At 69.4% G+C, this 12,668-nt stretch carries 8 protein-coding genes; 4 read left to right on the plus strand and 4 right to left on the minus strand.

Features of this window, described 5'->3' with window-relative positions; all coding sequences use genetic code 11:
• The 3 genes from glpK to ACZ4YY_RS24450 all read right to left on the minus strand — a co-directional run bounded on the left by glpK (position 1) and on the right by ACZ4YY_RS24450 (position 3,540).
• The gene (gene glpK, locus ACZ4YY_RS24440) at positions 1-1,539 is read right to left on the minus strand and encodes a glycerol kinase GlpK (RefSeq protein WP_468293944.1); all 1,539 of its coding nucleotides are present in this window, start codon (positions 1,537-1,539) and stop codon (positions 1-3) included.
• A gap of 76 nt (positions 1,540-1,615) precedes the next feature.
• Positions 1,616-2,410, minus strand: a complete 795-nt coding sequence (locus tag ACZ4YY_RS24445) for an MIP/aquaporin family protein (RefSeq protein ID WP_468293947.1) — start codon at positions 2,408-2,410, stop codon at positions 1,616-1,618.
• Positions 2,411-2,775: 365 nt separating this feature from the next.
• Positions 2,776-3,540, minus strand: a complete 765-nt coding sequence (locus ACZ4YY_RS24450) for an IclR family transcriptional regulator (protein ID WP_468293950.1) — start codon at positions 3,538-3,540, stop codon at positions 2,776-2,778.
• A gap of 297 nt (positions 3,541-3,837) precedes the next feature.
• On the opposite strand from ACZ4YY_RS24450, the gene metH reads away from it, so the two are divergent.
• From metH to ACZ4YY_RS24470, 4 genes are all read left to right on the plus strand, one after another.
• On the plus strand, positions 3,838-7,353 hold the full coding sequence (metH, locus tag ACZ4YY_RS24455; protein WP_468293953.1) for a methionine synthase: 3,516 nt from the start codon (positions 3,838-3,840) through the stop codon (positions 7,351-7,353).
• A gap of 136 nt (positions 7,354-7,489) precedes the next feature.
• Positions 7,490-8,188, plus strand: a complete 699-nt coding sequence (locus tag ACZ4YY_RS24460) for an HAD family hydrolase (RefSeq protein WP_468293955.1) — start codon at positions 7,490-7,492, stop codon at positions 8,186-8,188.
• A 467-nt stretch (positions 8,189-8,655) separates the two neighbouring features.
• On the plus strand, positions 8,656-10,263 hold the full coding sequence (locus tag ACZ4YY_RS24465) for an ABC transporter substrate-binding protein (RefSeq protein ID WP_468293957.1): 1,608 nt from the start codon (positions 8,656-8,658) through the stop codon (positions 10,261-10,263).
• 70 nt (positions 10,264-10,333) lie between these two features.
• Positions 10,334-11,914 carry an ABC transporter substrate-binding protein gene (locus ACZ4YY_RS24470; protein WP_468293960.1) on the plus strand — a complete coding sequence of 527 codons (1,581 nt, stop codon included), beginning with the start codon at positions 10,334-10,336 and terminating at the stop codon, positions 11,912-11,914.
• Between the two features lie 76 nt (positions 11,915-11,990).
• Here the strand turns inward: ACZ4YY_RS24470 and ACZ4YY_RS24475 are convergent, their stop codons facing one another.
• A complete protein-coding gene (locus tag ACZ4YY_RS24475; RefSeq protein WP_044380401.1) occupies positions 11,991-12,662 on the minus strand; it encodes a response regulator in 672 nt (223 codons plus the stop codon).
• Positions 12,663-12,668: the final 6 nt, after the last annotated feature.

Here is a 12,668-nt window from a genome sequence, read left to right on the forward strand (position 1 = left end):
TTACTCCTCGTCCTCGAGCCAGCCCATGGTCCGCTCGACGGCCTTGAGCCAGCTCTTGTACTCACGGTCGCGGGTCTCCGCGTCCATGCGGGGGGTCCACTCGGCGGCCCGCCGCCAGTTGGCGCGCAGGTCGTCGGTGCTGGTCCAGAAGCCGACGGCGAGGCCGGCGGCGTAGGCGGCGCCGAGGCAGGTGGTCTCGGCGACCATCGGGCGCACCACCGGCGCGTCCAGGAAGTCGGAGAGGGTCTGCATCAGCAGGTTGTTGGAGGTCATGCCGCCGTCGACCTTGAGGGCCGCGAGCTCGACGCCGGAGTCCTTCGTCATGGCGTCGGTGATCTCACGGGTCTGCCAGGCCGTGGCCTCCAGGACGGCGCGCGCGAGGTGCGCCTTGGTGACGTACCGGGTGAGACCGGCGATGACACCGCGGGCGTCGGAGCGCCAGTACGGGGCGAACAGTCCGGAGAAGGCCGGCACGAAGTAGGCGCCGCCGTTGTCCTCGACGGAGAGCGCGAGGGTCTCGATCTCGGCGGCGGTGGAGATCAGGCCCATCTGGTCGCGCATCCACTGCACCAGCGAACCGGTGACCGCGATCGAGCCCTCCAGGGCGTAGACCGGCGCCTGGTCGCCGATCCGGTAGCCGACGGTCGTCAGCAGGCCGGAGTAGGAGTTGATGATCTTCTCACCGGTGTTCATCAGCATGAAGGTGCCGGTGCCGTACGTCGACTTGGCCTCGCCCTCGGAGAAGCAGGTCTGGCCGAACAGGGCCGCCTGCTGGTCGCCGAGCGCGGAGGCGACGGGGATGCCGCCCAGCAGGTCGCCGAGCTTGCCGCCGGTGATCTCGCCGTACACCTCGGCCGAGGAGCGGATCTCCGGGAGCATCGCGGCCGGGACGCCGATGGACTCGCAGATCTTCGGGTCCCACTCCAGGGTGTGGAGGTTCATCAGCATGGTGCGGGAGGCGTTGGTGACGTCGGTGTAGTGCTTGCCGCCGTCGACACCGCCGGTCAGGTTCCAGATGACCCAGGTGTCCATGGTGCCGAAGAGGATGTCGCCGGCCTCGGCGCGCTCGCGCAGGCCCTCGACGTTGTCCAGCAGCCAGCGGGCCTTGGGTCCGGCGAAGTAGGAGGCCAGCGGCAGACCGGTCTCGCGGCGGAAGCGGTCCTGGCCGACGTTGCGGCCGAGCTCTCTGCACAGGGCGTCGGTGCGGGTGTCCTGCCAGACGATGGCGTTGTGGACGGGCTCACCGGTGTTCTTGTCCCACAGCAGCGTGGTCTCGCGCTGGTTGGTGATGCCGATGGCCTTGATGTCGTCGCGGGTGATGCCGGCCTTGGCGATGGCCCCGGCGACGACCTCCTGGACGTTGGTCCAGATCTCGTTGGCGTTGTGCTCGACCCAGCCCGGCTTGGGGAAGATCTGCTCGTGCTCCTTCTGGTCGACGGAGACGATCCGGCCGTCCCGGTCGAAGACGATGCAGCGGGACGAGGTGGTGCCCTGGTCGATGGCGGCGATGAAGGGGCCGGCGGTGTGGGCGTCGGTCACTGTGTGCTCCTGGAGTTCCGTGGGTGAGGGCCGTACGTACGGCGCGTGCCTGCGGTGCGGCGTGAGCCGGCTGTCTCTAAGCGAATGCGACGTTGTAGATACCCGCAGCGATCGCGCCGCCGATCAGCGGACCGACCACCGGGATCCAGGCGTAGCCCCAGTCGGAGCCGCCCTTGTTGGGCAGGGGGAGCAGGGCGTGCACGATGCGCGGACCGAGGTCACGGGCCGGGTTGATCGCGTAGCCGGTCGGGCCGCCCAGGGACAGACCGATCGACACCACCACGAGTGCGGTGACCAGGGCACCGAGGGTGCCGAGGCCGTTGCCCTTGTCGTTCAGGCCCTGAGTGAGCACGGCGAGCACCAGCACCACGGTGCCGATGATCTCCGTGGCGAGGTTCTGCACCGCGTTGCGGATCTCCGGGCCGGTGGAGAAGATGCCGAGCACCGGGCCCGCGCCCTTCTCCCGGGCCTCCACGGCCTTGGCCGACGTGGCCTGCGCACCCGGACCGCCGACGATCTCCTTGTCGGTGAGGTGCGCCTGGAACTGGCCGTAGTAGGCGACCCAGACCAGAGCCGCACCGATCATGGCGCCGAGCACCTGTCCGGCCCAGTAGGTCGGAACGTTGCTCCAGTCGCCGTCCTTGATCGCGAGTGCGAGGGTCACGGCCGGGTTCAGATGGGCGCCGGAGAGCGGCGCCGAGGTGTAGACGGCCGTCAGAACGGCGAAACCCCACCCGAAGGTGATGGCGAGCCAGCCGGCGTTGCGGGCCTTGGAGGCCTTCAGCGTGACGGCGGCGCAGACGCCACCGCCGAGCAGGATGAGTATGGCGGTACCGATGGTCTCGCCGATGAAGATGTCGGAGCTGGACACCCGCGACTCCTTTGTCCTTCGTCCAGGGAAACCGAACCCCGGGTCCCTCCGGGGGTCTGGCGCCCTCGGGGGTGAGAGCGATGCCGGTCGCTGGCCCTGTCACACTCTAGCGCGTATTGCCGGTAGGTGTTCGACAATGCCGACCGATGGACGGGAGTCTTGTCCGGCGCCACGTGTGCGTCAAGAGTTCTGTTATCGAAAGTACGATCGTTATTGATCGCTGTGGGCTATCGGTTCCGGAGGTCGGACGCGGGCCCGAGGTGAGAGTCTTCGCTCGGTATGTCCGTTTCAGGGTATGGCGAAGCCCCGGAACGCCGTCCGGCGTCCCGGTGAGCTCTCCCGTCGTCCTCGGCGGCCGCCGGACGTCAGAACCGGGCGGCGCCCAGGTCCCGCGAGACCGCGCGGGCGCAGTCGCGCACCGCCGCGATCAGCTCGGGGCGCAGCTCGCCCTCCCGGCCCAGGCGCTCCACGGCGCCGGTGATGCCCACCGCGCCCACCGGCATCCGCCGCCGGTCGTGGATCGGCGCGGCGATGGAGGCGACGCCCTCCCAGGTCTCCTCCACGTCGGCCGCGTACCCACGCGCGCGCGTGACGTCGAGGATGTGCTCGAAGTCCTCCAGCTCGCACACCGTGCGCTCGGTGAAGGGCTTGCGGTCGGCCTCCAGGGCCTCGCTGTGCGCGACCGGGTCGTAGGCCGACAGGACCTTGCCCAGGGCCGTGGAGTGCAGCGGCTGCATGGCGCCGATCTCCAGCACCTGCCGGCTGTCGTCGGGCCGGAAGACATGGTGGACGATCAGCACGCCCTGCTGGTGCAGCACGCCCAGGTGGACGCTCTCGCCGCTGGAGCGGGCCAGGTCGTCGGTCCAGACGAGGGCCCGCGCGCGCAGCTCGTGCACGTCCAGGTAGGTGGTGCCCAGGCGCAGCAGTTCCGCGCCCAGCTGGTAGCGCCCGGAGGCGTCGTCCTGTTCGACGAAGCCCTCCTGCTGCAGGGTGCGCAGGATGCCGTGGGCGGTGCCCTTGGCCAGGCCCAGCGCCGAGGCGATGTCCGACAGGCCCAGCCGCCGCTCGCCGCCCGCGAGCAGCCGCAGCATCGCGGCCGCCCGTTCGAGCGACTGGATGTTCCGTGCCATCGCCGTCCTGCCTCCGTCCCCTTCGACCGTCCACGGGCGGCCTGCGCCACCGCCGTTCGGCAATGTCGAACACTACCGGTCCATGGCGACCTCTCGCTAATGGTCGGTCGACACCGGTTCCGTCACCCGTCCGTCCCGGCTGACCCGGACGGCGTCCTCGTCCGCCCCGTGGACGCCCTGACCATAAGCCCACGGTCCCGGCTACGCTGGCGGCGTGCGCCTTCCTCGGGCGGCGGTCCCGTACGCCTCCCGCGGTCACGCGAAGCCGACAGCCGTCGCACCAAAGGGAGCCCCTTCATGGCCTTCGAGCCGCCGACCCCTTCCGCCGACAGCCGGACCCGTGTGTCCGCGCTCCGCGAGGCCCTCGCCACCCGCGTGGTGGTCGCCGACGGAGCCATGGGCACCATGCTCCAGGCACAGGAGCCCACCCTCGAGGACTTCCAGAACCTCGAGGGCTGCAACGAGATCCTCAACGTCACCCGTCCGGACATCGTCCGCTCCGTCCACGAGGCCTACTACGAGGTCGGCGTGGACTGCGTCGAGACCAACACCTTCGGTGCCAACTTCGCCGCGATGGCCGAGTACGACATCCCCGAGCGGGTCCACGAGCTGTCCGAGGCCGGCGCCCGCATCGCCCGCGAGACGGCCGACTCCTTCGCCGCCCGCGACGGACGCACCCGCTGGGTGCTCGGCTCGATCGGCCCCGGCACCAAGCTGCCCACCCTCGGCCACGTCGGCTACACCACCCTGCGCGACGCCTACCAGCAGAACGCCGAAGGGCTCATCGCCGGCGGCGCCGACGCGCTCATCGTCGAGACCACCCAGGACCTGCTCCAGACCAAGGCCGCCGTGCTCGGCGCCCAGCGCGCCCGGCAGACCTCCGGCCTGGACGTGCCGCTGATCGTCTCGGTCACCGTCGAGACCACCGGCACCATGCTGCTCGGCTCCGAGATCGGCGCCGCCCTGACGGCCCTGGAGCCGCTCGGCATCGACATGATCGGCATGAACTGCGCCACCGGCCCCGCCGAGATGAGCGAGCACCTGCGCTACCTGGCCCGCAACGCCCGCATCCCGCTGGCCTGTATGCCCAACGCGGGCCTGCCCGTCCTCGGCAAGGACGGCGCCAGCTACCCGCTGAGCGCGCCGGAGCTCGCCGACGCCCAGGAGACCTTCGTCCGCGACTACGGCCTGTCCCTGGTCGGCGGCTGCTGCGGCACCACCCCCGAGCACCTGCGCCAGGTCGTCGAGCGCGTCCGGGACCTCACCCCCGTCGAGCGCGACCCGCGCCCCGAGCCCGGCGCCGCCTCCCTCTACCAGAGCGTCCCCTTCCGCCAGGACACGTCCTACCTGGCCATCGGCGAGCGCACCAACGCCAACGGCTCCAAGAAGTTCCGCGAGGCCATGCTGGAGGGCCGCTGGGACGACTGCGTGGAGATGGCCCGCGAGCAGATCCGCGAGGGCGCCCACCTGCTCGATCTCTGCGTGGACTACGTCGGCCGCGACGGGGTCGCCGACATGGAGGAACTGGCCGGCCGCCTGGCCACCGCCTCCACCCTGCCGATCGTCCTGGACTCCACCGAGGTCGAGGTCATCCGGGCCGGCCTGGAGAAGCTCGGCGGGCGCGCGGTCATCAACTCCGTCAACTACGAGGACGGCGACGGCCCCGAGTCCCGCTTCGCCAAGGTCACCCGTCTGGCCCAGGAGCACGGTGCCGCACTGATCGCCCTGACCATCGACGAGGAGGGCCAGGCCCGCACCCCCGAGAAGAAGGTCGAGATCGCCGAACGGCTCATCGCCGACCTCACCGGGAACTGGGGCATCCGTGAGGAGGACATCCTCATCGACACCCTGACCTTCACCATCTGCACCGGTCAGGAGGAGTCGCGCAAGGACGGCATCGCCACCGTCGAGGCGATCCGCGAACTCAAGCGCCGCCACCCCGACGTCCAGACCACCCTGGGCCTGTCGAACATCTCCTTCGGCCTCAACCCGGCCGCCCGCATCCTGCTGAACTCCGTCTTCCTGGACGAGTGCGTCAAGGCGGGCCTGGACTCCGCGATCGTCCACGCCTCCAAGATCCTCCCCATCGCCCGCTTCGACGAGGAGCAGGTGCGCACGGCGCTGGACCTCATCTACGACCGCCGCAGCGAGGGCTACGACCCGCTCCAGAAGCTCATGCAGCTCTTCGAGGGGGCGACGACCAAGTCCCTTAAGGCCGGCAAGGCCGAGGAGCTCGCCGCCTTGCCGCTGGAGGAGCGCCTCAAGCGCCGCATCATCGACGGCGAGCGCAACGGCCTGGAGGCCGACCTCGACGAGGCACTGCTCGCCCGCCCCGCCCTCGACATCGTCAACGAGACCCTCCTGGACGGCATGAAGGTCGTCGGCGAGCTGTTCGGCTCCGGCCAGATGCAGCTGCCGTTCGTCCTGCAGTCCGCCGAGGTGATGAAGACGGCCGTCGCCCACCTCGAACCGCACATGGAGAAGTCCGACGCCGAGGGCAAGGGCACCATCGTGCTCGCCACCGTGCGCGGCGACGTGCACGACATCGGCAAGAACCTCGTCGACATCATCCTGTCCAACAACGGCTACAACGTCGTCAACCTCGGCATCAAGCAGCCGGTCTCCGCGATCCTCGACGCCGCCGAGGAGCACCGCGCCGACGTCATCGGCATGTCCGGGCTCCTGGTCAAGTCCACGGTGATCATGAAGGAGAACCTGGAGGAGCTCAACCAGCGGGGACTCGCCACCGACTACCCCGTCATCCTCGGCGGCGCCGCGCTCACCCGGGCCTACGTCGAACAGGACCTGCACGAGATCTACGAGGGCGAGGTCCGCTACGCCCGCGACGCCTTCGAGGGTCTGCGCCTGATGGACGCCCTCATCGGCGTCAAGCGCGGCGTGCCCGGCGCCAAGCTGCCCGAGCTGAAGCAGCGCAGGGTGCGTGCGAGCGCCACCGTCGAGGCCGAGGAGCGCCCCGCGGAGGGGCACGTCCGCTCCGACGTCGCCACCGACAACCCGATCCCCACCCCGCCCTTCTGGGGCACCCGCGTCGTCAAGGGCATCCAGCTCAAGGAGTACGCCTCCTGGCTGGACGAGGGCGCCCTGTTCAAGGGCCAGTGGGGCCTGAAGCAGGCCCGCACCGGCGACGGACCGACGTACGAGGAGCTCGTCGAGACCGAGGGCCGCCCCCGGCTGCGCGGCCTGCTGGACCGGCTCCAGACGGAGAACCTGCTGGAAGCCGCCGTGGTCTACGGCTACTTCCCCTGCGTCTCCAAGGACGACGACCTGATCCTCCTGGACGAACACGGCAACGAGCGCACCCGCTTCACCTTCCCGCGCCAGCGCCGCGGCCGCCGGCTGTGCCTCGCGGACTTCTTCCGTCCGCAGGAGTCCGGCGAGACCGACGTGGTCGGCCTCCAGGTCGTCACCGTCGGCTCGCGGATCGGCGAGGAGACCGCCAAGCTCTTCGAGTCGAACTCCTACCGCGACTACCTCGAACTGCACGGCCTGTCCGTGCAGTTGGCCGAGGCACTCGCCGAGTACTGGCACGCACGCGTGCGCTCCGAGCTGGGCTTCGCCGGTGAGGACCCCGCCGACATCGAGGACATGTTCGCCCTGAAGTACCGCGGCGCCCGCTTCTCCCTCGGTTACGGCGCCTGCCCCGAGCTGGAGGACCGCGCCAAGATCGCCGAGTTGCTCCAGCCGGAACGGATCGGCGTCCAGTTGTCCGAGGAGTTCCAGCTGCACCCCGAGCAGTCCACCGACGCGATCGTCCTCCACCATCCGGAGGCGAAGTACTTCAACGCCCGGTGAGGCCCCGCGCACGCTGAGGCGCGCCCCACCCGGCACTCCGATCGGACAAGCCGTACACTGGTCGGTCCACCGCAGGCCGGTTGCCTCTTGGGAGAAGGAGGCGGCCGGCCTGCTCGTCCCTCAAGGAGGTACGTGGATGACCAGCACGGTTTCCGCGCCAGGAACCCGCACGACCGAGGGCTCCGCCCTGCAGGCGGTACTCCTCGACATGGACGGCACCCTGGTGGACACCGAAGGGTTCTGGTGGGACGTCGAAGTCGAGGTCTTCGCCGGCCTCGGCCACACCCTCGACGACTCCTGGCGTCACGTCGTGGTCGGCGGCCCCATGAGCCGCAGCGCCGGCTTCCTGATCGAGGCGACCGGTGCCGACATCACTCTCGCCGAACTCACCGTCCTGCTCAACGAGGGCTTCGAGGACCGCATCACCCGTGCCCTGCCGCTGATGCCCGGGGCCGCCCGACTGCTCGCGGAACTGGCCGAGCACGAGGTGCCCACGGCCCTGGTCTCCGCCTCGCACCGGCGCATCATCGACCGCGTCCTCGCCTCGCTCGGCCCCCAGCACTTCGCCCTGACCGTGGCCGGCGACGAGGTCGCGCGCACCAAGCCACACCCCGACCCCTATCTGGCGGCCGCCGCAGGTCTCGGAGCGGATCCGGCCAGATGTGCCGTCATCGAGGACACCGCGACCGGTGTCGCGGCGGCCGAGGCGGCGGGCTGCCAGGTCGTCGCCGTGCCCTCCGTGGCCCCCATCTCACCGGCCGCCCGGCGAACCGTCGTGCCCAGCCTGGAACAGGTCGACCTGGCATTTCTGCGCGGTCTGATGGCCGCCTCATGAGCCCCCGGAGAACGCCCGTGATCACGCGATGACAATATGCGATAGCCGTTCACCGAGCGTGCACCGCCGATAACGAACAAGAAATCGGCACGCGGGGGGCGGGTGAATTCCGATCTTCGTCGACGGCCGAATTCCGCTCGTCGTACACCTGCGTGCGCATGTGAGCTTCCCCACGCCCCCAAGGATCGACAGGTGCGCTGTCGCGTGCCTGCCCCCCTCGTTCGGGGGGTGTCGGCGTGACCTTGTGTCCCGATTCATGGAACGCTGCACGAATCATTCCGCTGGCGGCCTTTCGGTCTGTCCACACCCGGTTTCGCTGCGTGATGAGGTTTCAACTCCGGCGCCTGCGAACCCGTGTGCCGGTGCGGACTAATCTCATCGCGAGAACATCGCCTCACCCCCGTGATCCGCCGCGACACCCCTGCATGCCGGGTACACGGACCGAACAGCTGTGGAGAAACTCGAGCATGAACCGCAAGACTTTGGTGCTGCCGGCCGTGGTGGGTCTGCTGGCGCCCGTCCTCGCCGCCTGCGGCGGGACCGACGGCGGCAGCGGCAGCGGCGACGCCATCGTCGTGGGCACCACCGACCGGTTCACCGCCACCAAGGACGCCCCGGCACCGCTCGACCCGGCGTACTCCTATGACGTCGGCACCTGGAACATCCTGCGCCAGACCGTGCAGACCCTGATGGTCCAGCCCAAGGGCGAGGGCGACCCCGTCCCGGAGGCCGCCCAGAGCTGCGGCTTCACCGACAGCGGCAACGAGCGCTACGCCTGCAAGCTGCGCTCCGGGCTCACGTTCTCCAACGGAGACCCCGTCACCGCCGAGGACGTGAAGTTCTCCATCGACCGCGCCCGCGCCATCAAGGCCGACTCCGGCGTGTTCGCCCTGCTGTCCACCATCGACACGGTCGAGACGCAGGGCGACGACGAGGTGATCTTCCACCTCAAGACCGCCGACGCCACCTTCCCCTTCAAGCTGTCCACCCCGGTCGCCGGCATCGTCAACCCCGACGACTACGACAAGGGCAAGCTGCGCGACGGCTTCGCGGTCGACGGCTCCGGCCCGTACACGCTCCAGGCGGAGACCGACGGCGACGAGATGACCCGGGCCGTCTTCACGAAGAACCCCCACTACAAGGGGACGCTCGACGTGAAGAACGACAAGGTCGAGATGGTCTCCTACCGGGACGCCGACGAGATGGGCACCGCCCTCGACAAGGGCGACATCGACCTGATGACCCGCACCATGACGCCGGAGCAGATCGACAAGCTCTCCGACACCTCCAGCGACAACGCCGTCGACATCACCGAGCTGGCCGGCCTGGAAATCCGCTACCTGGCCTTCAACACCTCCGCGCCGACCGTCAAGGACAAGGCCGTCCGCCAGGCGATGGCCCAGATCATCGACCGCGGCCGCCTCGTCTCCGAGGTCTACGGCAGCCAGGCCGAACCGCTGTACTCGCTGGTCCCGGCCTCCGTCACCGGCCACTCCAACTCGTTCTTCAACACCTACGGCGACCCGAACCCCGCCAAGGCCAAGAAGCTGTTGGAGGAGGCGGACGTCAGCACGCCCGTGAAGCTGACGCTCAACTACACGACGGACCACTACGGCACGGCCACCAAGAAGGAGTTCGAGCAGCTGAGGAAGCAGCTCAACGACAGCGGCCTGTTCGACGTCTCCATCCAGGGCACGCCCTGGGAGGCCTTCGTCCCCGCCGAGCGCAAGGGTGAGTACGCGGTCTACGGCATGGGCTGGTTCCCCGACTTCCCCGACGCCGACAACTTCGTCGCGCCGTTCCTCGACAAGGACAACTTCCTCAAGTCCCCGTACGCCAACTCCGACATCATCGACAACCTGATCCCGGAGTCCCGCCGCGAGGCCGACCGTCTCGCCGCGGCCAAGAGCCTGACGGAGATTCAGGACATCGTCGCCAAGGACGTCCCGGTCCTGCCGCTGTGGCAGGGCAGGCAGTACGTCGCCTCCCGCGACGGCGTCACGGGCTCGGCGTACGTCCTCAACTCCTCAGCGACCCTCCAGCTGTGGGAGCTCTCCCGCGGCACGAGCGGCTGACGCACCACCTCCGCCCGGCGGCCGGTGACCGCGGCCCCGGGGTACGAGAACGACGACAAGGCACACGCACGTGAACATGCGCAACCAGTGGCCGGTCCTGCCGATCGTGGCGGGGCTGGCCTCCGGCCTGTTGACCGGCTGCGGCTCGGAGCAGGGGAACTCCGGCGGCGACGGCTCCTCCGTGATCGTCGGGATGTCCGACGACGTCCTGGCCACGGACCCCGCCTCGGGCTACGACCCGGGCTCATGGCTGTTGTTCAACAACGTCTTCCAGTCCCTGCTGAGCTTCCCCAAGGGAGGCACGGAGCCCGAGCCCGACGCGGCCGAACAGTGCTCCTTCACCGACGCGCAGACCAAGGTCTACGAGTGCACGCTCAAGGACGGCCTGAAGTTCAGCAACGGTGACGCGCTCACCTCGGAGGACGTCAAGTTCTCCTTCGACCGCATGCTGAAGATCGGCGACGACGCCGGCCCCGCGATCATGTTCCCCATGCTCGGCTCGGTCGAGGCGCCGGACGACAAGACCGTCGTGTTCAAACTGAAGGTCCCCGACGCCACCTTCCCCAGCAAGATCGCCTCGGGCGCCGGCTCGATCGTGAACCACCGCGAGTACGACGCCGACGGTCTGCGCGAGGACGGCAGGGCGGCCGGCTCGGGCCCCTACAAGCTGGAGTCCTTCAGCGACGAGGAAGCCGTCTTCACCGTCAACGAGAACTACGAGGGCAGCGCCGAGGTCCACAACAGCGGCGTCACCCTGAGGTTCTTCGACGGCGACCAGAGCGCCCTGAAGCAGGCCCTGCTCGCCGACGAGATCGACATCGCCTACCGGGGCCTCACCGCCACCGACATCGCCGACGTCGACAAGAGCACCGGCGACTCCGGTGTGGAGGTCGTCGAGGGCAGCAGCGCCGAGGTGCAGCACCTGGTCTTCAACATGGACGACCCGGTGGCCGGCAAGCTCGGCGTCCGCAAGGCCATCGCCCACCTGATCGACCGCGAGGCCCTGATCAAGGACGTCTACCAGGGCACCGCCGACCCGCTGTACTCGATCGTCCCGGCCGGCATCGCGGGCCACAACACCGCCTTCTTCGACCGCTACGGCTCCAGCCCCTCCAAGGCCAAGGCCGCCGCCGCGCTCGAGGAGGAGGGTGTCACCGGCAAGGTGAAGCTCACTCTGTGGTCCACCCCGTCCCGCTACGGCCCGGCCACCGACCAGGAGTTGAAGGCCATCGCCGCCCAGCTCAACGCGAGCGGCCTGTTCACCGCCGACGTGAAGTCCGTCGCCTACGACCAGTACGAGAAGGACATCGCCGCCGGCAAGTACGGCGTGTACGTCAAGGGCTGGGTGCCCGACTACCCGGACGCCGACAACTTCACCGCGCCGTTCTTCGGCGAGGGCAACGTGCTCGGCAACAACTACGCCAACGCCGCCATCACCGGCACGCTCATCCCGCGCACCGCCGCCGAGACGAACCGTTCCTCCACCGACGCGGACTTCGGGAAGCTCCAGGACCTCGTCGCCGAGGAACTGCCCGTCCTGCCCGTCTGGCAGGCCAAGCAGTACGCCGTCGTCCACGAGGACGTCTACGGCCTCGAGAACTGCCTGGACGCCTCGACGGTCTTCCGCTTCTGGGAACTCAGCAAGGCCTGAGGCGGAGCACGACCACACGCGCGGAGGGCGCCCCTGGTCACCAGGGGCGCCCTCCGCGCGCTGTCGTCCCGCCGCACTACTGCGCGCCGGGACGCACCAGTCCGCTCTCGTACGCGTACACCGCGGCCTGCACCCGGTCACGCAGCCCCAGCTTGGTCAGGACGTGCCCCACGTGCGTCTTGACGGTGGTCTCGCTGACGAACAGGTCGGCGGCGATCTCGGCGTTCGACAGCCCGCGCGCCACCAGCTTCAGCACCTCCACCTCACGGTCGGTGAGCGTGTGCAGGGTGTCCGGCACCGGCTCGTCACCCGACGGCAGATGCGTGGCGTACTTGTCGAGCAGCCGGCGCGTGATGCTCGGCGCGAGCATCGCCTCACCGGCGGCGACCACCCGGATCGCCTGCACGAGCTCGACGGCCGGAGCGTCCTTGAGCAGGAAGCCGCTGGCCCCGGCGCGCAGCGCCTCCACCACGTACTCGTCGAGATCGAACGTCGTCAGCACCAGGACCTTCGCCGGGCCGTCCCGCCCGGGACCGGTGATCTGCCGCGTCGCCTCCACGCCGTCCATGCGGGGCATGCGGATGTCCATCAGTACGACATCGGGCTGCAACGCCCGCACCTGGTCGAGGGCCTGGAGGCCGTCTCCGGCCTCGCCGACGACCGCGATGTCCTGCTCGGCCTCCAGAATCATCCGGAAGCCGGTGCGCAGCAGCGGCTGGTCGTCGACCAGTAGGACGCGGATGGCCACGTAAGT

The organism is Streptomyces sp. NPDC030143 (genome assembly GCF_055573695.1).

Bases quoted from the DNA above. Each gene is read 5' to 3' on its own strand.
- ACZ4YY_RS24450 (WP_468293950.1), bottom strand. From the start codon at position 3,540: ATGGCACGGAACATCCAGTCGCTCGAACGGGCGGCCGCGATGCTGCGG.
- metH (WP_468293953.1), top strand. From the start codon at position 3,838: ATGGCCTTCGAGCCGCCGACCCCTTCCGCCGACAGCCGGACCCGTGTG.
- ACZ4YY_RS24460 (WP_468293955.1), top strand. From the start codon at position 7,490: ATGACCAGCACGGTTTCCGCGCCAGGAACCCGCACGACCGAGGGCTCC.
- ACZ4YY_RS24465 (WP_468293957.1), top strand. From the start codon at position 8,656: ATGAACCGCAAGACTTTGGTGCTGCCGGCCGTGGTGGGTCTGCTGGCG.